At 70.7% G+C, this 20,190-nt stretch carries 16 protein-coding genes; 7 read left to right on the top strand and 9 right to left on the bottom strand.

Going from position 1 to position 20,190, the window contains the following annotated elements; translation table 11 throughout:
• Nucleotides 1–2: 2 nt before the first annotated feature.
• The 8 genes from GPA03_RS12030 to GPA03_RS11995 all read right to left on the bottom strand — a co-directional run bounded on the left by GPA03_RS12030 (nt 3) and on the right by GPA03_RS11995 (nt 7,252).
• Nucleotides 3–1,268, bottom strand: a complete 1,266-nt coding sequence (locus GPA03_RS12030; RefSeq protein WP_156252257.1) for an ABC transporter substrate-binding protein — start codon at nt 1,266–1,268, stop codon at nt 3–5.
• A gap of 248 nt (nt 1,269–1,516) precedes the next feature.
• Nucleotides 1,517–1,855 (bottom strand): hypothetical protein, encoded by a 339-nt coding sequence (locus tag GPA03_RS12025; protein WP_156252256.1) that lies wholly within the window; start codon nt 1,853–1,855, stop codon nt 1,517–1,519.
• A gap of 15 nt (nt 1,856–1,870) precedes the next feature.
• On the bottom strand, nt 1,871–3,211 hold the full coding sequence (locus GPA03_RS12020; protein ID WP_156252255.1) for a DUF6895 family protein: 1,341 nt from the start codon (nt 3,209–3,211) through the stop codon (nt 1,871–1,873).
• 31 nt (nt 3,212–3,242) lie between these two features.
• Nucleotides 3,243–3,500 carry a hypothetical protein gene (locus GPA03_RS12015; protein ID WP_156252254.1) on the bottom strand — a complete coding sequence of 86 codons (258 nt, stop codon included), beginning with the start codon at nt 3,498–3,500 and terminating at the stop codon, nt 3,243–3,245.
• Nucleotides 3,501–3,622: 122 nt separating this feature from the next.
• Nucleotides 3,623–4,795 carry a glycosyltransferase family 4 protein gene (locus GPA03_RS12010; protein ID WP_156252253.1) on the bottom strand — a complete coding sequence of 391 codons (1,173 nt, stop codon included), beginning with the start codon at nt 4,793–4,795 and terminating at the stop codon, nt 3,623–3,625.
• Nucleotides 4,796–4,841: 46 nt separating this feature from the next.
• Nucleotides 4,842–6,431, bottom strand: coding sequence for a glutamine-hydrolyzing GMP synthase (guaA, locus tag GPA03_RS12005; protein ID WP_156252252.1), 1,590 nt, complete (start codon nt 6,429–6,431; stop codon nt 4,842–4,844).
• 97 nt (nt 6,432–6,528) lie between these two features.
• Nucleotides 6,529–6,855 carry a hypothetical protein gene (locus tag GPA03_RS12000; RefSeq protein ID WP_156252251.1) on the bottom strand — a complete coding sequence of 109 codons (327 nt, stop codon included), beginning with the start codon at nt 6,853–6,855 and terminating at the stop codon, nt 6,529–6,531.
• Between the two features lies 1 nt (nt 6,856).
• Entirely contained in the window at nt 6,857–7,252 is a 396-nt protein-coding gene (locus tag GPA03_RS11995; protein ID WP_241681258.1) for a DUF3817 domain-containing protein, read from the bottom strand.
• A 180-nt stretch (nt 7,253–7,432) separates the two neighbouring features.
• On the opposite strand from GPA03_RS11995, the gene GPA03_RS11990 reads away from it, so the two are divergent.
• From GPA03_RS11990 to GPA03_RS11980, 3 genes are all read left to right on the top strand, one after another.
• Nucleotides 7,433–9,214, top strand: coding sequence for an ABC transporter ATP-binding protein (locus tag GPA03_RS11990; protein WP_241681257.1), 1,782 nt, complete (start codon nt 7,433–7,435; stop codon nt 9,212–9,214).
• Nucleotides 9,211–10,944: an ABC transporter ATP-binding protein gene (locus GPA03_RS11985; protein WP_156252250.1), complete on the top strand. Its 1,734-nt coding sequence runs from the start codon at nt 9,211–9,213 to the stop codon at nt 10,942–10,944. Before GPA03_RS11990 ends, GPA03_RS11985 begins: the two co-directional genes overlap by 4 nt.
• A 259-nt stretch (nt 10,945–11,203) precedes the next feature.
• Nucleotides 11,204–12,088 carry an endonuclease domain-containing protein gene (locus GPA03_RS11980; protein ID WP_156252249.1) on the top strand — a complete coding sequence of 295 codons (885 nt, stop codon included), beginning with the start codon at nt 11,204–11,206 and terminating at the stop codon, nt 12,086–12,088.
• A 120-nt stretch (nt 12,089–12,208) separates the two neighbouring features.
• On the opposite strand, the gene GPA03_RS11975 is transcribed toward GPA03_RS11980, so the two are convergent.
• Complete coding sequence (locus GPA03_RS11975; RefSeq protein WP_156252248.1) at nt 12,209–13,015, bottom strand: SURF1 family protein; 807 nt, start codon at nt 13,013–13,015, stop codon at nt 12,209–12,211.
• A 135-nt stretch (nt 13,016–13,150) separates the two neighbouring features.
• Between GPA03_RS11975 and GPA03_RS11970 the strand changes: the two genes are divergently transcribed.
• From GPA03_RS11970 to GPA03_RS11955, 4 genes are all read left to right on the top strand, one after another.
• Nucleotides 13,151–15,628 (top strand): phosphoketolase family protein, encoded by a 2,478-nt coding sequence (locus GPA03_RS11970; RefSeq protein WP_156252247.1) that lies wholly within the window; start codon nt 13,151–13,153, stop codon nt 15,626–15,628.
• A gap of 51 nt (nt 15,629–15,679) precedes the next feature.
• Nucleotides 15,680–16,816: a hypothetical protein gene (locus GPA03_RS11965; protein WP_156252246.1), complete on the top strand. Its 1,137-nt coding sequence runs from the start codon at nt 15,680–15,682 to the stop codon at nt 16,814–16,816.
• 97 nt (nt 16,817–16,913) lie between these two features.
• Complete coding sequence (pta, locus tag GPA03_RS11960) at nt 16,914–18,992, top strand: phosphate acetyltransferase (RefSeq protein WP_156252245.1); 2,079 nt, start codon at nt 16,914–16,916, stop codon at nt 18,990–18,992.
• Nucleotides 18,989–20,185, top strand: a complete 1,197-nt coding sequence (locus GPA03_RS11955; protein ID WP_156252244.1) for an acetate/propionate family kinase — start codon at nt 18,989–18,991, stop codon at nt 20,183–20,185. Before pta ends, GPA03_RS11955 begins: the two co-directional genes overlap by 4 nt.
• Nucleotides 20,186–20,190 lie beyond the last annotated feature (5 nt).

Raw genomic sequence — 20,190 nt, 5'->3', positions numbered from 1 at the left:
TGTCAGCCTGCGTTCGCCGCGAACCAGTCGTCCATGGCGCTGATGACGTCAGCGGCAGCAGTGCCGCCCATCAGTGCCTGGGTCTGGGTGTTCAGCTCCTCGGAGTAGCCCGCGGGGAGCCGCCGCTCGCCGTAGCCCTGCCCGGTGGGGGTGTACGAGGACGACGGGGTGTCGGCAACGATCTGGAACAGCTCATCACCCAGCGCGGTGGTCTCGTAGGCGTAGCCGTCGCGGAAGTTGCCGTCCACGACGAGCTGGTCGACGACGGCGGTCTCGTCCGTCGTCAGGAACTCCACCAGGAGAGCGGCCTCGTCGACGACCTCGCTGCCCGACAGGATGCTGTACGGGCTCGCGATGTTGGCGCCCATCGCGGGGTCGCTGACGCCCTCGATCGCAGGGGCGCGGAAGACGCCGATCTCGGCGGGGTTCTCGGCCGCCGCCTCGGTGCCGGCGAACCAGCTGCCCATCGGATAGATCGCACTCTCGCCCGCGAGGAACGCCTGCTCGGCGTCCGGGTACTGGATCCCGAGCGCCTCGGTGGGGACGTAGCCGGCTGCGACCCAGTCGGCGTAGCGCTCGATGAACGCGCCGTAGCTCTCGCTGAAGGTCACCTCGCCGGAGGACATGTGGGCGAACCACTCCGGATCCTCACCCACCACGCTCGGGAGCGCGAGCGCCTGCAGTGCGTGGCTGCTCATCCAGTCGCCGCCGGTCTGGATCGGGGTCCACCCTGCGGCGGACAGTGCCGCGAGCGCCTCGTCGAGCTCTTCGAGCGTCGTGGGGACCTCGGCGATGCCGGCCTCCTCGAAGGCAGTCTTGTTGTAGAACATCAGGCTCTGCAGCTGCACCCCGATGCCCGCCATGTAGGTCTTGCCCTCGATCGTGTACTGCTCGGCGAGCGGGCCGCTGGTCGCCCAGTCGTAGCCCGAGAGGTCCACGAGCTCAGGGGCCAGGTCCGGCGTCGGAGGCAGCGACTGCACGACGTCGGGGGCATCTCCCGCGGCGAGCAGCCGCGGGAGCGCCGCAGCGACGCCCTCGGCGCCCGGGTTCTGGACGATCACGTCGATGCCGGGGTTGGCGTCCTCGAAGGGCGCCACCAGCTCGTTCCAGAACTCCTCGGTCAGGTTCGGGGTGACGTTCACGAGCATGCTCAGCTCGACGACGTCGCCACCTCCGCCCTCGTTGTCATCGCCGGCGGCGGTGGAGCAGCCTGCCAGCGCCACGGCGGCGACGCCCATGACAGCCAGGGCTGCGCGCTTTCTGATCATCGTCGATCCTCTCGATTACGGATGCCTTCGTCAGCGGACCAGACAATAATCGATAATCGCTCAGCGCGCCACCCGTGTCGGCGAGACCTGGCCTGAGACGCGAAGAACCGCCCAGAGCCGAAGGCTCGAACGGGCGGTTCTTCGTCGCGGGTCAGCTGCTCGACACCGGCCCGGGGCCAGACGAGCCGAGGACTGGCGGGGCGGGCAGGCGGCGGCCCCTGCGCCCGGCCCAGCCGGGCGCGTCGAGCTCAGCGCCAGAGCACCGCGATGGCGACGTTGAGGGCGGTCAGCCCGGCAATTGCTCCGAGGTAGCCGGTGGTCACGTCCTCCTTCTTACGGCCGCGCCACACGAGCACCGTCACAGCGAGCGCGATCAGCAGCTTGAGGCCGATCTTGATGTGGTTGAGGTCACCGTCGCCCATCTCGAGGACGCCGACCATCAGGATGCCCGTGACGAGTGCGGTGAGCGCACCGTGCCATGCCCCCGCCGGCACCTGCGGCCGGCGCATCGAGGCAAGCACGCCTCCGAGCACCATCGCCCAGCCGATGAGGTGGAGAACCAGCAGAACACCGTGAACGATTTCCATGGTCATGACACTACGTCAGATCGAACGGCTGGCACCAATCGGCGCCCGAGCCCGGCGCCCAGCGACCCGACTGGCCCGGTCGAGCGCCCACAACCGATCGCTGACGGCGCGCGTCATCGCGCTCGAGGGCATGCCGAGCCTGGCTGCGACGGCGAGCGCCTCACCGGCTCGCGCCAGGTCGTGCTGACGCATGGCCTGGGTGAGCACCAGGTCCCGCACCAACGGCGCGAGGCTCGCCTTGGTCATCTGCGGCGAGGCGTCGAACGCCGCGAGCCAGTGGCTGGTGTCGTCGGGGTCGATGAGCTCCCGGAACCGCCGCCAGCCCGCTGGCGCCGCCGTGCCGACCGCTCCTGGGAGGCGCGCTCGGAGCGTCGCCGCGCAGAGGAATCCCATGACGAGGGCGGTGTGGTACGACATCGCTCGCGCATAGCGCGTCCGCTCGCTGCCGGTCAGGCGCGACAGGCGCACCGGGTCCACGTTGCCGCACGGGAGCAGCCCGACCTCGTCCTCGACCGCACCGAGCAGGCGGAACGCGAACGCGGCAGCCGGGCTCCACGGCACGCCCAGCTCGGGCCAGGCCATGAGCAGCTCACCGACCAGGTCGTAGTCGCCGTGGTCGAGGTAACGAGCGAGCAAGCCCTCGACGTCGGCGAGCACGGCGCGGGGCTCGCGCACGAGATCGCCGTCGGGCGGGCGGCGCCCGAAGTCCGTCACGTAGAACAGCATGTGCGTGAGCCCGTAGGCGTCCTCACGCGACTCCGACCGTAGGTCCAGCGCCCGCTCGAGCGTGGAGCCGCGCAGCGGCACCGGTGCGACCTGCGGCAGTCGCGGCCACAACGAGCACAGCCACCGGCGTTCCGCGAGCACGGTGGCGGGCTCGTCAGCGGCGTGCCCCAGGATCGTCGCGCACCTGTCCGCGGCGAAGTCGTCGAACTCGGCGTCCTGCGATCCCAGGCCGGTGAGCAGCACGTGGGGCACGGCCCGCTTGACGACTATCTCGGGGCGGAGCGCCATGTCCCCGAGCGCCGCCGTCGACCTGGCCCGTGGTGCGAGGCGACCCACCAGCTCCTGCACGCGCAGGTCGGTCTGCGGGCTGGCGCCGTACGCGGTGTGGGCGAGCATCGCGGCCTCGGCGATCACCTTCTCCGGGCCGAACGACAACGCAGGGCGCTCCAGATCGTCGTAGCCGGCGTCGCCGAAGTCCTCGACGACGACCGTAGCCAGCTCCAGCGCCCCGCCCAGCCGCCGGGCCAGCCCCGCGACCGGCCAGGACACCTCATCGGGACGCACCGACCGGCGCCCTGCGGGCGGGAGCGGACCGGTGCGTCCCAGACGAGGCCCGTCCGGTGAGGTCATGGACGCGACCTTCACCATGACCGTGCCAGCTCTACGAGATGCGCGAGACGTCGACCGCCTCGTTGAGCTTCGCCATGTCGCCGAGGTTCTTGAAGACACCGGCCAGGTCGTCCTCGCGCAGGAAGCACGCGAGCATGCTGAACTTCCCGAACGCGACCCCGTGCAAACCGGTGTCCCTGCGCGTGAGCTCAGGACCGATCTCAGCCAGGAACTTTCCCGTGGCGTCGAAGTCCACCGCACCGGAGCCGACGAACCGCTCGGCGACCATGTCGTGCATGTCCTCGCCCATACCCACTCCTTGACTCATACCGGGGACGCCCGGCTGCGGAGGCCGGCCGAGAGTCGGTCTCACCGATCAGGAGGTGCCTGCACGGGTCCTGATACACGCCCCGGCTGGGGGCGGCTCACCGATCACACGCTTGCAGCGAGAGCACGCTCGTAGAGCGCGTCGGCGGCGCTCGAGACGTCCGGCCAGGCCACCGCCGGCGCGACCGTGGCGTTGGTGGCCCTGATTCGGGCGAGCAGCTCGGGTTCCGAGGCCAGCCGCACGAGCGCGTCGGTGATCCCCGCGTCGGAGGGCACCAGGTAACCGTTGACGCCGTCCTCGACGAACTCCCCCAGCCCCGTGCCCGAGCGGCCGACGATCGCCAGCCCCGAGGCACGCGCCTCGAGCGCCGCGATCCCGAAGGCCTCGAGGATGGACGGCGAGACGAACACGTCCTGGTCGCGGTAGATCGTGGGCAGCACCGCGCGCGGCGCCTTGCCCATCACGGTCACCACGTCCTCGAGCCGGTTCGCCTGCACGTCGGCGCGCACCTGGCCCTCGGCCGGGCCACCACCGACCAGGGTCATGCGGATCCGGGGCGTCCCGTCGGGCTGGCGCCCGAGCGCCTCGTGCGCACGGGCGACCGCCATCAGCAGCGGGATCGTCCGCTTGCGCGGCGCCAGCCGCTGCGTGGCGACCACCCGCAACGCCCCCGGGACCGCGCTCGGCACGGGGCTCGCCGCCGCCGCTGTCCAGGGCGCCAGGTCGAGGCCGTTCGGCAGCACCGAGACGTCGGTCCGGTCGAGCGCATCGGCCACCCGCTCGGCGGCGACGGTGCTCACGGCGCTGGGCGCGAACGGCGCATCGTCCCAACCGGTCGCCTTGGCGCCGGCCGAGACCAGGCTCTCGACGCCGTCGAGCATGCAGTGCCAGGTGATGGCCAGCGGGAGGCCGAGCGAGCGGGCCGCCCGGGCGCCGTCGTAGGCGAAGGGCGAGACCACACCCGCGTGCACGTGGACGACCTCGGGCTTGAGCATCCGCAGCGCGCGCCGGATCAGCCACAGGCCGAGCGGGTGGACGGGCAGTCCGAACGTGGTGCGAGAGGCGAGGCGGTGCACGCGCAGGCCCGGCGCCTCAGTGGTGCTGGCGCGGTACCTGCTGCGGCCCTGCGCGCCCTCGGTGCCCTTCGGGAGCGCGGTCGCGGTGAGGACGTGGACGGTGTCCCCTCGGCCGGCCTGGTAGCTCGCCAGATCCTGGACCTGGGTCTCGATGCCTCCCACGCGGGGCGCGTAGCAGTCGGAGATGTGGACGATCCGCACGCTGATCAGCCTATGTCCGCCGTCGGAACCGGGCGCACGCCCGGCCTCACTCCCACTCGATCGTGCCCGGGGGCTTGCTGGTGACGTCGAGCACGACGCGGTTCACCTCGGCCACCTCGTTGGTGATGCGGGTGGAGATGCGGGCCAGCACCTCGTACGGCAGGCGCGTCCAGTCGGCGGTCATGGCGTCCTCGCTGGAGACCGGACGCAGCACGATCGGGTGACCGTAGGTGCGGCCGTCGCCCTGCACGCCCACCGAGCGGACGTCCCCGAGCAGGACCACGGGACACTGCCAGATCTCGCGGTCGAGGCCGGCGGCGGTCAGCTCGAAGCGGGCGATCGCATCGGCGGCGCGGAGGGTCTCGAGCCGGTCGGCCGTGACCTCACCGACGATCCGGATGCCGAGGCCGGGGCCGGGGAACGGCTGCCGCCACACGATCGCCTCGGGCACGCCGAGCTCGAGCCCGACCGCCCGGACCTCGTCCTTGAACAGCGTGCGCAGCGGCTCGACGAGCTCGAACTGCAGGTCCTCCGGCAACCCGCCCACGTTGTGGTGGGACTTGATGTTCGCCGCACCCTCACCGCCGCCGGACTCGACCACATCCGGGTAGAGCGTGCCCTGCACGAGGAAGCGGACCTCCTCGGCCGGCCCGTCAGCGGCGTCGTGCCCCTCGGCCACGATCCCGCGCGCCGCTTCCTCGAACACCCGGATGAACTCGCGCCCGATGATCTTGCGCTTGGTCTCGGGGTCGGTGACGCCCGCGAGCGCCCGCAGGAACTGCTCGCGCGCGTCGACCACCACCAGCCGCACGCCGGTGGAGTTCACGAAGTCGACCTCGACCTGCTCGGCCTCCCCCTCGCGAAGCAGCCCGTGGTCCACGAACACGCAGGTCAGCTGGTCGCCCACCGCCTTCTGCACCAGGGCGGCGGCGACCGAGGAGTCGACCCCGCCGGAGAGCCCGCAGATCACGCGGGCGTCGCCCACCTGGGCGCGGATCGCCTCGACCTGCTCAGCGATGACGTTGCCGGGGGTCCAGTCCCCCACCAGCCCTGCGCCGTCGTACAGGAAGTGCTCGAGCGAGGCCTGGCCGAGCGTCGAGTGCTTGACCTCGGGGTGCCACTGCATCCCGAACAGGCGCCGCTCGCGGCTCTCGAACGCGGCCACGGGCGAGCCGGGCGAGGTGGCCAGCACCTCGAAGCCCTCGGGCGCGGCCTGCACGGCGTCGCCGTGCGACATCCAGGTGGTCTGATCGGCGGGCGAGCCATCGAGCAGGATGCCGGTCGCGGAGACCTCCACCGCGGTGCCGCCGTACTCACGCGTCCCGGTCTTGGCGACCGTGCCGCCGAGCGCCGCCGCCATCGCCTGGAAGCCGTAGCAGATGCCGAGCACCGGCACCCCCGCCTCGAACAGCGCAGGGTCCACACGGGGGGCGCCGTCCTCGTAGACGGAGGACGGCCCGCCGGACAGGATGATCGCGGCCGGGTCCTTGGCGACCATGTCCGCCACAGGCGTGGTGTGCGGGACGATCTCGGAGTACACCTTCGCCTCGCGCACGCGGCGTGCGATCAGCTGGGCGTACTGCGCGCCGAAGTCGACGACGAGGACCGGGCGGTGCGAGTCAGAAGGCGATGACACCCGGTCAGGATAGAGGGTTCGAAACTGCGTCGAGGGCGTCGCCCACCCCTTCTACATCCGAGAAGCTTCGCCTTCGAGGGCTTCGCCCACCACCTATCTACATCCGAGAAGCTTCGCCTCGGATGTCTTCGCCCGCCCACTCGAGCACGAAGGTCGCGGCGGCGCCCCAGAGCGCCAGCACAGGCCTGTAGTGGTCGAACCACCGCTCGAACGCCTCGCCCGAGGTGGTGCGCTCCCACGTCTCGCGGTCGGGCCACGTCTGGGTGGCGAGGTAGCGCCGGCCCTCGAGCCGCATCAGCCCGAGCGTGACGTCCGGGTGCAGCTCGGCGTACCGCGGCTCGATCTGCTCCTCGATCAGGGCCAGGAGGTCGGCCTCCTCGCCGGTCTCGGTCAGCTCCCAGATCTTTCCGGTCACCCAGCTCATGTCACTCCCCGTTCGTGGCGTCAGCGGCCATCCGCTGCTCGAACCAGCCGCGCGCACGAGCCTCCATGATGAACGACAGCACCGGGATCACACCACCCGCGATCATCGCGAGGATCCGGCCGAAGCTCCACCGCATGCGCGACCAGAGATCGAACACCGTGACCGCGTAGATCACGTAGATCCACCCGTGCACGATCGCGATCCAGTCCCCCAGCACCGCCTGATCGGGCCCGTTCACCTGCAGCACGTACTTCAGCAGCATCTCCACGCACAGCAGCAGCAGCATCCCGCCGGTCACGAACGCCATCACCCGGTACCGCGCGAACGCTGCACGCGCCTTGGGCGCGTCGAGGGTGGGGTTCGGTGGCTGCGTCTGCTCGCTGTTCTCGATGCTCACCGCCTCATTCTCGCCGCTCCGGCGAGCATCGTGAGACACGGCCGACGACGGCGTGAGCCGCTGCGCTCGAGGGCACCGACCTCGGGTGGTGATCAGGCATGGTGATGCTCGCCACGGACGGAGCGAATAAGCCGATATCAGCTCGCTCCTGCCGTGATCCGAGCCCTACCGTTGCACCTCGTGCGTCCACTCCCCGAGGCCGATCCGGGTACCCCTCCGCTGACCACGCCGATGGCCTTCCTCCTGTGGCAGGCGCGGCGTCAGTCCGGTGTGCTCGCAGCCGCTGTCGCGTTCGGCATCCTCGGCGCGGTCTGCCAGGCCGCGCTGCCCTTCGTGATCGGTCGGGCGATCGATGACGGCCTCGAGCACGGGCTCACCGAGCCGCTGCTGCGGTGGTGCCTCGTGCTGCTCGGCGTCCTGGTCGTGACGCTGGTCGCCAACTCGGTGGGGCACCGCCTCGATGTGCAGAACTGGCTGCGCGCCTCGCTCAACGCGTCGCAGCTCGTGGGCCACCACGTGACCCGCACCGGTTCGGCGATCACGAAGGAGCTGCCGACAGGCGAGGTCGTCGCGACCGTGGCCTCCGACGCGCTGCGGCTCGGTGAGATCTACGCGCACGCAGCCCGGTTCCTGGGCGGCGTGGTGACCTACATCGTCGTGGGGTTCGTGCTCATGGGCAGCTCGGTGCCGCTCGGCGTGGCCGTGCTCGCAGGGCTGCCTGTGGTGGCGGCTGTGCTGGGGCTGCTCGTCAAGCCGCTGCAGGCCAAGCAGGCCAAGCAACGCGAGGAGTCCGGCCGGCTCACGACGATCGGCTCCGACACCGTGGCCGGGCTGCGGATCCTGCGCGGCATCGGCGGCGAGGAGGCGTTCGCGCGCCGCTACGCCGAGCAGTCGCAGCGGGTGCGGCACGCGGGCGTGGCCGTGGCCCGCACGCAGTCGACGCTCGACGCGCTGCAGGTGCTGCTGCCGGGTCTGTTCCTCGCGGGCGTGGTCTGGTTCGGTGCGCACCTGGCGCTGGCCGGCGAGATCACCACTGGTCAGCTCGTGACGTTCTACGGCTACGCGACGTTCCTCACCCAGCCGCTGCGGGCCGCCACGCAGGCGGTGCAGAACGGCACCCGTGCCTACGTGGCGGCTCGCAAGATGATCGGCGTGCTGCGGACCACCTCCGACGTGACGGACTCCGGCACCACGCCCGCGCCCGCCGCGGGCGCGACCCTGCGGCACGAGCCGTCGGGGCTCGAGCTGCGCCCGGGCCAGCTGGTCGCCGTCGTCAGCCCCGATCCCGACGCGAGCGCCGAGATCGTGACGACGATGGCCAGGTTCGACACCACCGCGGCCGAGGTGACGTGGGACGGCGTGCCGCTCACGGAGTTCCCACTGGCACAGGTCCGTGAGCGGATCGTGCTGTCCGAGCCCACGCCGGCGCTCTTCACCGGCGAGCTCGCGACCGAGCTCGACGTGCGCGGGCACCTGAGCGAGGAGCAGCTGCTGGAGGCGATCCGGGTCGCCGATGCCCGCGACGTGCTCGACTCCCTGCCGGCGGGGCTGCACGGCGAGATCACCGAGAAGGGCCGGTCGCTCTCGGGCGGGCAGCGACAGCGGGTCGCGCTCGCACGAGCCTTGCTCACCGACGCGGAGGTGCTGCTGCTGATCGAGCCGACCTCCGCCGTCGACGCTCACACCGAGGCGCGGATCGCGGCGAACCTGCGCGAGGCGCGTGCGGGGCGCACGACGGCGATCGTGTCGGCGAGTCCGCTCGTGCTGGACGTCGTGGACGACGTCGCGTTCCTGGTGGACGGCGTGGTCGCCACGCGCGGCTCCCACCGCGACCTGCTCGAACGGGCTGCGGCGGGAGACGCCGCGGCCGAGGCGTACAGACGGGTCGTCAGCCGCGCGGCTGCCGACGACGGCGACGAGACCCAGCATGCGCTGGCCGGACCTGAGGGAGGTGCACGATGAAGCTACCGATCGCTGACGGTGCGGTGCTGCGGGCACGCGTGGGCGACCTGCTGAGGATGCACCGGGGCTCGCTCGCCAAGGTGGTCGGGCTGCACACGGGCGCGGCGGTGGCCGGGCTCGCAGGTCCGTGGCTGCTGGGCCGGATCATCGACGACGTGTCGACCGGCACGACCGCGAGCGCGCTCAACACGATGGCCGCTGCGCTGGCGGTGGCCGTGCTGCTGCAGACGGTGCTGGTGCGTCAGGCGCAGCGGTCCTCGATCGTGCTGGGAGAGCAGGTGTTCGCGCAGATGCGCGAGGACCTGATCGAGGTCGTGACCTCCCTGCCGCTGTCCACCGTGGAGCGTGCGGGCACGGGCGACCTGATCGCGCGCACCACCAACGACGTGGATCGCATCAACTTCACGGTGCGGTTCGGGGTCCCGCGCGTGCTGGTAGCGACCGCCAGCATCCTGCTGACCGTGCTCGCCGCGGTGCTGACGAACTGGCTGGTTGCGCTCGGGATGTTCGTGGGCCTGCCGATCCTGCTGGTCGCGTGCCGCTGGTACCTCAAGCGTGCGGCGGCCGGCTACCTGCGCGAGTCTGCGGCGTACGCGACGATCAACGGCTCGCTGACGGAGTCGGTCGAGGGCGCGCGCACGGTCGACGCGCTCGGGCTGGGCAAGCGCCGTCGGGATCGCACCGACGCCGATGTGCGGGAGGCGTTCGAGGCCGAGAAGTACACGCTGTGGCTGCGGACCTGGCTGTTCCCCGGGCTCGACGCTGCGTTCATCCTGCCGATCATCGCGATCCTCGCCTGGGGCGCCTACCTGGCGAGCACGGGTCAGGCCACGGTCGGTGCGGTGACCACGGTGCTGCTCTACGCCGTCCAGGTGATCGGCCCGGTCGACGAGCTGATCTTCTGGCTCGACGAGATCCAGGTGGGCACGGCGCGGCTGGCGCGGATCTTCGGCGTCGGGCTGGTGCAGCAGGACCGGGTCGCGACCGGCCTGAAGCCGTCGGCGCAGGACATCCACACGCGGGATCTCGAGTACGCCTACCGCGAGGGCCAGAACGTGCTGCACGGCATCGACCTGGACCTGCAGCCCGGCGAGCGGCTGGCGATCGTGGGGCCCTCGGGCGCCGGCAAGTCGACGCTGGGGCGGATGCTCGCAGGCATCCACCCGCCCAGCGGCGGCAAGGTCACCGTGGGCGACGTACCGCTGGTGGAGCTCGAGCTCGAGGACCTGCGCGGCCAGGTAGCCCTGGTCACGCAGGAGCACCACGTGTTCGTGGGCACGCTCGCGCAGAACCTGCGGCTCGCGAAGCAGGACGCGACCGACGACGAGCTCGCCGACGCGCTGCGGGCGGTCGACGCCTGGGGCTGGGTCGTGGCGCTCGAGAACGGGCTCGCGACCGAGGTCGGCTCGGGTGGGGTGACGCTCTCGCCGGCGCAGGCGCAGCAGATCGCGCTGGCACGGCTGGTGCTGCTCGACCCGCACACGCTCGTGCTCGACGAGGCCACGTCGCTGCTCGACCCGCGCGCGGCGCGGCACCTGGAGCGGTCCCTGTCGGCTGTGCTGCACGGCCGCACCGTGGTCGCGATCGCGCACCGGCTGCACACCGCTCACGACGCCGACCGCGTGGCCGTGGTCGCCGACGGCCGCATCGACGAGATCGGCCCGCACGACGACCTCGTCGCCGCCGAGGGCTCCTACGCCGCCCTCTGGCACTCCTGGCAGCGCGAGTAGGCGGGTGACCGCAGCGCGTGCTGCGGACCACGCGGGGTGGCGGGCGGAACCCACGGCTCACTGCCCGCGGCTCGGGCCGCGGCACAGAATCCACACTCGATGACGCGGCAACCGGTTGCCTCGCCGCAGTGAGCTCATCGAGCGTGGACTTTGTCCCAGCCCGCATGGCTGTCCACAGATGCGGTCCGATGCACCGTTGTCCACAGCATCCCTGCCAGGCCACGGCGCCATCCACATCGTCTGATTCATCGTGGCCTTCATGCCTCCGCTACCGCGCCTGGTCCGCCGCGGCCAGAGCTACCTGAGCCCGTCCACGGTGTCGCGCCTCGCGACCGCCGGGGAGCTCGTCGGTGTTCTGCCCGGGACGTACCTGCGGGCCGACGTCGCCGCGAACCCGTTCTGGCGTGCCGCAGCCGCGGCGGCCTGGCGGCCCGATGCGATCCTGTTCGGTTCGATCGCTGCGTCGCTGACGTTCTGGCGCGAGCTCCCGGTCTCCCAGATCGATGTCGCATGCGAGACGACACTGCAGCGCCCTGGATACCGGTTCGAAAGGCGTGCGATCCCCTCCGATCTCGTGATCAACCGGGGTGAGTCGCTGCTCACGCACCCGGCCCTGACGGCGCTCGACCTGGCTGTCCCGACCGATGGTGACGCCATCGACAACGTGCTGCGCTCGAAGATGGTGCGCATCTCCGACCTCCAGGAAGCGCTGGCTGCCACGCCCTACCGCCGCGGGAACCGCGCTCGGCGAAGGCTCCTGCTCGACTCACGCGCCGAGCCGTGGTCGACGGCCGAGCGGCTGGCCCACAAGATCCTTCACGCCGCTGGCATCACCGGCTGGTGTGCGAACGAACCGATCGCACTCGACGGCCACGAGTACTTCCTGGACATCGCGTTCAAGGGGATCAAGCTCGTCATCGAGGTCGACGGCTACGAGTTCCACACCGATCGCACGGTGTTCGAGTCCGATCGGGATCGCCAGAACTCGCTCCAGCTCGCGCGGTGGACGGTGCTGCGCTATACCTACCGTCGCCTGCGCGACGACCCCGACAACGTGCTCCGCCAGATCCGGGCCGGGATCGAGCTCGCGCGGCACCGCACCGAGCTGGAGTCGCTGGGACGAATTCCACGCTCGATGGCGTGACAACCGGTTGCACACGCCCGGTAGCGTCATCGAGCGTGGACTTCGTGCCACGGGCCGGGCGGGGTTCGCCGGTGTCGGCGCGCTCGAGCGGCGGCCGGCGGGCGTGCCACGGGCAACTGCTCAGGCGGGTGCAGCAGCCGCGCTCTCGGCGCGCTGCGCACGCTGGGCGCGGACCTCGTCGCGGACCATGCGGCCCCACAGGACCAGCGCGAAGCCGCCGAACACGAACCACTCCGCGGCGTACGCGATGTTGCGCAGGTTGAGGCCGCCGGAGGGCAGCACCGGCGGCGGCATCGCGGCCACCGGGTCGAGGCCATCCGGGGCCGTTCCGGGCGCCCCTCCCCCGGGCTCGGCGGAGACGAGGATGACGTAGCCCGCGTAGATCGGCCCACCCCAGACGTTGACGAGGGCCCCGACGCTGATCGAGTCGATCTCACCGCCCGGGTCGGCGCGGATGCCGGTCTCGGCGGCTTCGGAGCCGTCGATGAACCCCATCACGGTCACGGCCCCGTCGGGCAGGTCGAGATAGGCGGGGTCCTTCTCGGCGACCCAGCCGCGCAGCACCGTCAGCAGCGCGCCCGTGCTGTCCTCGCGGAGCGCGGTGACCAGGAGATAGCCGGTCTCGCCGGCGAGGTCACGACCGGGCACCCAGTACGTGAGGTCCGGCTCCCAGGTGCCCGTGACCTCGACCCGCTGGCCCACCATCGCCTGCGTGAACGATGTCTGCGGACCGACGACCTCGGCGATCGGCACCGGTGGGTCGTCCTCGCGCGCGGCTTGCTCGATGGCGGCCTGCTGCTCTGCAGCGCCGACAGCTCGGTCGAGCTGCCACGCTCCCAGCCGCACGCAGACGATCGCCCCGACGAGCAGCAGCGCGAAGATCCCCAGCATGCGGGGAGTGATCGCCGCTCGTACCCAGTCACGCACGCCCCAAGGGTAAGTCGCCGCAAGGAGTGGTCATGCAGCCCGCCGCGGGGGCGAACCGGGACCAACGGCCGACACAATCTCTGGCGCCGTGTCGTTGGATGGTGAATCGTGGGGCGTGACAACAGGAGGGCTGACATGACGACGACCATCCCCGAGGCAAGCGCATGGCCCGCTCGCGAGGTCACCGACCTCGACACCGACACCCTCGACCGCATCGACGCCTGGTGGCGCGCGGCCAACTACCTGTCGGTCGGCCAGATCTACCTGCTCGACAACCCACTGCTTGAACGCGATCTGACGCGCGATGACGTCAAGCCACGGCTGCTCGGCCACTGGGGCACCACCCCCGGGCTGAACTTCCTCTACGCGCACCTCAACCGGGCGATCGCCGACCGGTCGACCAACGCGATCTACATCACCGGTCCCGGGCACGGCGGGCCAGGCCTCGTGGCGAACTCCTACCTCGAACGCAGCTACACCGAGACCTACCCGGACATCACCACCGATGCCGAGGGCATGCGCAAGCTGTTCCGGCAGTTCTCCTTCCCGGGCGGCATCCCCAGCCACGTCGCCCCCGAGACGCCCGGCTCGATCCACGAAGGTGGTGAGCTCGGCTACTCGCTCTCGCACGCCTACGGCGCTGCCTTCGACAACCCCGACCTGCTGGTCGCCACGGTGATCGGCGACGGCGAGGCCGAGACCGGCCCACTCGCGACCGCGTGGCACAGCAACAAGTTCCTCAACGCCGCTCAGGACGGCGTGGTGCTCCCGATCCTGCACCTCAACGGGTACAAGATCGCCAACCCCACGGTGCTGGCACGGATCCCGAGCGAAGAGCTCGCGGACCTGATGCGCGGGTACGGGCACACGCCGTATGAGTTCGTGGCCGGCTTCGACGAGGAGTCACCGCGCGAGTTCCATCGCCGGTTCGCCCGCATGCTCGACGAGGTGCTCAACGACATCGCGGCCATCAAGAAGGCCGCGCGCGAGGGCGACACCGACCGCCCGTCGTGGCCGATGATCGTGCTGCGCACGCCGAAGGGCTGGACCTGCCCACCCGAGATCGACGGCAAACGCACCGAGGGCTCGTGGCGGGCTCACCAGGTCCCGCTCGCCAGCGCGAGAGACACCCCGGAGCACCTCGAGGTGCTCCACTCCTGGCTGGAGTCCTACGGACCCGAGGAGCTCTTCGACGAAGCGGGGACGCTGCGTCCGGAGATCGCCTCCCTGGCCCCGGCGGGCGCGCTCCGCATGAGCGCGAACCCGCACGCCAACGGTGGGCTCCTGCTACGGGACCTGAGGCTGCCGGACTTCCGGGAGTACGCCGTCGACGTCCCGGCTCCGGGCGGCACCCTCGGGGAGTCGACCAAGGTGCTGGGCACCTGGCTCACCGACGTGATCCGCCGCAACCCGGACAACTTCCGCATCTTCGGGCCGGACGAGACGGCGTCCAACCGGCTGCAGGCGGTCTATGACGCGACCGGCAAGCAGTGGAACGCCGAGCTCCTGCCCGAGGACTCCGACGACCACCTCGCGCGCGCCGGCCGGGTGATGGAGATGCTGAGCGAGCACCAGTGCCAGGGCTGGCTCGAGGGCTACCTGCTCACCGGGCGGCACGGTCTCTTCAACTGTTACGAGGCCTTCATCCACATCATCGACTCGATGTTCAACCAGCACGCCAAGTGGTTGGACGTCACCCGTGAGATCCCGTGGCGGCGGCCGATCGCGAGCCTCAACTACCTGCTCTCCTCGCACGTGTGGCGGCAGGATCACAACGGCTTCAGCCACCAGGACCCAGGTTTCCTCGACCACGTGCTCAACAAGAAGGCGGAGGTCGTGCGGGTCTACCTGCCGCCGGACGCGAACACGTTGCTCTCCACCTACGACCACTGCCTGCGCAGCAAGGACTACGTGAACGTGGTGGTGGCCGGCAAGCAGCCTGGCCCGCAGTTCCTGGACATGGACGCGGCGATCGCGCACTGCACGCGCGGTCTGGGAATCTGGGACTGGGCCGGCACGGAGGTGCAGGGTGAGGACCCAGACGTCGTGCTCGCGTGCGCGGGCGACATCCCCACGCTCGAGGTGCTCGCCGCGGCGGACCTGCTTCGGCAGCACCTTCCCGAGCTGAAGGTCCGCGTCGTGAACGTGGTCGACCTGATGCGGCTGCAGGATCCTGCCGAGCACCCGCACGGGCTGAGCGACAGGGACTTCGACACCACCTTCACCACCGATGCACCCATCATCTTCGCGTTCCACGGCTACCCCTGGCTGATCCACCGTCTCACCTACCGCCGCCACGGCCACAGCAACATCCACGCACGTGGCTACAAGGAGGAAGGCACCACCACGACGCCGTTCGACATGGTGATGCTCAACGACCTCGACCGCTACCACCTCGTGATGGACGTCATCGACCGGGTGCCCTCGCTCGGTGCGAAGGCGGCGGGGCTGCGTCAGCAGATGGCCGACGCCCGGCTGCGCGCCCGGCAGTACACCCGCGACCACGGCGACGACATCCCCGAGGTCCGAGACTGGGTGTGGCCCGACGCCGCCGACCAGGTCGACACCGCCGGTGTGCAGGGCACCACCTCGACCGGCGGCGACAACGAGTAACGGCCACCATGCATCTCTGGACATCCGCTCTCGCGGGCGGGACGATGGCCCATGACACAACGCCGTCGGCTCGCCTCGCTCGCACTCGCCGGTGCGGTTCTCCTCGGCGCCGGCTCGGTCGCGTCAGCACCGCCGGCAGCTGCTGCCGTCACGATCGGCGACGTCGTGGTCTCACCCATCGCCGATGGGCTGGAGGACGGCTTCGGGCGGTTGGTGGTCGAGGTGTCGCTGCAGTCGAGCGAGAGCATCCCCGACGAGATCTTCAACGGCGTGCACAACGACGTTCTGTCGGTCCAGATGGAGCGCGTCGACGACGCGCCGTGGGTGACGTCTTCCGAGCGGCCACCGCAGCGCCTCGGCTGGTACGCGCTGACGCGGGTCTCCGGCACGGCGACCGACGGCGTCTGGCGGGCCAGCATCACGGCTACCCCGTGGCACACGGGCACGTGGCAGGTCACCCAGATCGAGACCTTCGCCTTCGACGCGATCGACGTGAGCGACCGGGGCCTCGTCGTCGAGCTCGGGGATCCGGCGGCCGGTCCGCAGTGGGTGGTGCAGCCGGTGTTCGGCAGCCCGGTCAAGGTCGTGACCGGCAACGAGATGTGGACACCGCAGGCACGCGTCACCGACCGCTCCGACGGCACGGCGGTCCGGGCCCCGTGGCTTCCCTGGCGAGGCGGCGACCCGTTCAACCTTCCCCAGTCCACGCTGCCTTCAGGAACCCCCCTGCAGCAGGCGGACGCCACCGGATATCTCGCCCTGCCCGCCGCCCGCGTCGTCGGCAGCGAGGGGGAGCTCGACCGACCCGTGATCCACGTGTACGGGAGGTACGGCTCGCGGGGGTACTCCTGGCAGGCGGCGACCACGCTCTTTCCCTACGTCAAGTGGCAGGCCAACTCCCGCTTCGCCGTGAGCGGCCGCACGGTGACCGTCACGGGGAACGCCTGGCCCGCGCCGTCGGTCTACGACGCCGCGAACACCACGATCTACCTGCAACGGCTGGTCAGCGGCACCTGGGTGACCGTGGCGACCGGACATGTGCGCGAGACCGGCCGCTACACGATGACCTGGACAGGCCCCGCTGGGCAAGTCACGTTGCGCGTCTACAAGCCCGGCGGCAGCGCCAACCACGGCCTGGACCGCAGCGAGGGCACCAAGCTCGCCTCGACCACGCTCGTCCTGCGCTGAGGGCGCCCGCGCGGCATCGACCCATCACGAGGCAGGGCACAATCACATGCGGGAACGCAGCCCGGCGGTCCCAGCCTCGATGAGCAGGAGCCGCTCCATGGCGCGCAGCGTCTATGTCACGTCCCCCGAAGGACACACCGGCAAGTCCTCGATCGCCCTCGGGCTGGTCGAGCTCTTCGCTGCGCAGGTCCGGGTGGGCGTGTTCCGCCCGATCGCACGCGCCGACGAGGGCAAGGACTCGGTCCTCGAGCTGCTGCTCGCGCACGACGGCGTGGACCTCGACTACGACCAGTGCATCGGTGTCACCTACGACGACGTGCACGCCGATCCCGACGCCGCGCTCGGTGAGATCATCCGCCGCTACCGCCAGATCGAGGGCCTGTGCGACGTCGTGGTGATCGTCGGGTCGGACTACACCGACGTCGCCGGGCCCACCGAGCTTGCTTACAACGCAAGGATCGCCGCCAACCTGGGCTCCGCCGTCGTGCTGGTGGTCTCCGCGCTCAGGCGCCGGGCCGACGACGTCCGGCAGATGGTCGACATCGCGACCGCCGAGCTCGCGGCCGGGCACGCCGAGGTGGTCGCGGTCGTGGCGAACCGCGCCGACCCCGAGCACCTTGCCGAGATCAAGGACGTGCTGAGCGGCGAGCCGGTGCCGACCTGGGTGATGCCGGATGTGCCGCTGCTGTCGGCGCCCACCGTCGCGGACCTCATGCACGCGGTCGACGGCGAGCTCGTCGCCGGTGACGCCGAGCTGCTCGACCGCGAGGCCGAGGGGCTGATCGTCGGAGGCATGACGATGGACCACATCCTCGACCGCCTGGTCGACGGCGGTGTGGTCATCGTGCCCGGCGACCGCTCCGAGGTGGTGCTCGCGATGGTGGCGGCTCACGCATCCGACAACTTCCCCTCTCTCGCGGGGATGATCCTCAACGGCGGCTTCCTGCCCTCCGAGCAGGTCTCCCGCCTGGTGGCCGGGCTGCCGCAGAGGTTGCCGCTGGTGTCCACCGGGCTCGGGACGTTCGAGACCACCCGACGTGTCGCCGAGACCCGCGGTCTGCTCTCCACCGGGTCGCAGCGCAAGCTCGACACCGCGCGCGGGAACTTCACCTCGCACGTCGACGGCGCGGCGTTGCTGAAGGCTGTCGACCTGCCCCGCTCGGAGGTGGTGACGCCGCTGATGTTCGAGTACGACCTCATCGAACGGGCGCGCGCCGACCGCAAGCATGTGGTGCTGCCTGAAGGATCTGACGACCGCATCCTGCGTGCCGCGAGCACACTGCTGGCGCGTGACGTCGTCGATCTGACGATCCTCGGTGACGAGGCGACCATCCGCGCGCGCGGCAGCGAGCTCGGTCTCGACCTCTCCGCCGCCACGGTGATCTCCCCCACCGACACAGAGCTGCGCGAGCGGTTCGCCACCACCTATGCCGAGCTTCGAGCCCACAAGGGGATGACGGTGGACCGGGCCCGGGAGATCGTCGTCGACGTCTCCTACTTCGGCACGATGATGGTGCACCTCGGTCTGGCCGACGGCATGGTCTCGGGCGCGCAGCACACCACGGCCCACACGATCAAGCCGTCCTTCGAGATCGTCAAGACCACGCCTGGGGTCTCGATCGTGTCGTCCGTGTTCTTCATGTGCCTCGAGGACCGCGTGCTCGTCTACGGCGACTGCGCGGTCAACCCGGACCCGACGGCGGAGCAGCTCGCCGACATCGCGATCTCCTCGGCAGCCACGGCTCAGCAGTTCGGCGTCGCCCCGCGGATCGCGATGCTCTCTTACTCGACCGGTGAGTCGGGCTCGGGCGCCGACGTGGACAAGGTCCGCGGCGCGACCGCGCTGGTGCGGGAGCGAGCGCCCGAGCTGATCGTGGAGGGACCGATCCAGTACGACGCGGCGGTGGAGCCCTCGGTCGCGGCCTCGAAGATGCCGGACTCGAAGGTCGCCGGGCACGCGACCGTGCTGGTGTTCCCCGACCTCAACACCGGCAACAACACCTACAAGGCGGTGCAGCGCTCGGCAGGAGCTGTCGCCGTCGGGCCGGTCCTGCAGGGACTGCGCAAGCCCGTCAACGACCTGTCGCGAGGAGCGCTGGTGCAGGACATCGTCAACACGGTCGCGATCACGGCCATCCAGGCCCAGGCGGTCGCGGCGCAGGCAGCGGCACGATGAGCAAGCCGGTCCTGGTGATCAACTCCGGCTCGTCGTCGCTCAAGTACCAGGTGGTCGACGCGGTCAGTGGCGAGGCGCTCGCCGTCGGTCTGGTGGAGCGCATCGGGGGTTCCGGCACGGGCGCCCTCACCCACACGGTCGACGGCGAGAAGTTCCGGATCGAGGTCGAGGTCCCCGACCACGCGGCGGCGATGGCGGCGATGGCGGAGGCCTTCACCGAGCACGGGCCCCACCTGGCCGAGGCAGGCCTGGTCGCCGTCGGGCACCGCGTCGTGCAGGGTGGCGCCCGGTTCGGGCACTCGGTGCAGATCGATGACGACGCGCTGGCGATCATCGACGACCTGTCCGACCTCGCACCCCTGCACAACCCCGCCAACGCCGCGGGCATCCGGGTGGCGCGGGAGCAGTTCCCCGACCTTCCCCATGTGGCCGTGTTCGACACCGCCTTCCACCTCTCGATGCCGGCGGTCGCGCACACGTACGCGATCGACCGTGAAGTCGCCGCCGAGAACCGCATCCGCCGATACGGGTTCCACGGCACCTCGCACGCCTACGTCTCCCGGCAGGCTGCCGAGCTCCTCGGCAAGCCGGTGGCGGAGACCAACACGATCGTCCTCCACCTCGGCAACGGGGCATCGGCATGTGCGGTGCGCGGTGGGGTCTCGGTCGACACCTCGATGGGTCTGACGCCGCTCGAGGGCCTGGTGATGGGGACCCGCAGCGGCGACATCGACCCAGCGGTCGTGTTCCATCTCTCGCGTACCGCCGGCATGGATATCGACGCCATCGACACCCTGCTGAACAAGAGGTCCGGTGTGCTCGGGCTCTCCGGGCGGCAGGACATGCGGGACCTCGCCGAGGCGGCCGACGCCGGTGACGAGGCCTCGCAGCTCGCGCTGGAGATCTACTGCTACCGGGTCCGCAAGTACGTGGGGAGCTACCTGGCGGTCCTCGGCCGGGTGGACGCGATCGTGTTCACGGCCGGGGTCGGCGAGAACGCCGACGAGGTTCGCGAGCTGTCCCTTCGCGGGTTGGAAAGCCTGGGAATCGAGGTCGACGGCGAGGCGAACCGCGCCCGCTCGAAGGAGCCTCGCGACATCGCGACGGCCGGCTCACGAGTGCGTGTGCTCGTGATCCCCACCAACGAGGAGCTCGAGATCGCGCGGGACGCCGTGCGGGTCACCGGCGCCTGATCGCC

Origin of the sequence: Pseudactinotalea terrae (genome assembly GCF_009733845.1) — a bacterium.
Taxonomy (GTDB): Bacteria; Actinomycetota; Actinomycetes; order Actinomycetales; family Beutenbergiaceae; genus Pseudactinotalea; species Pseudactinotalea terrae.
The sequence above is the reverse complement of the archived record's forward strand: the minus strand, read 5'-3'. Positions and strand labels throughout refer to the sequence as shown.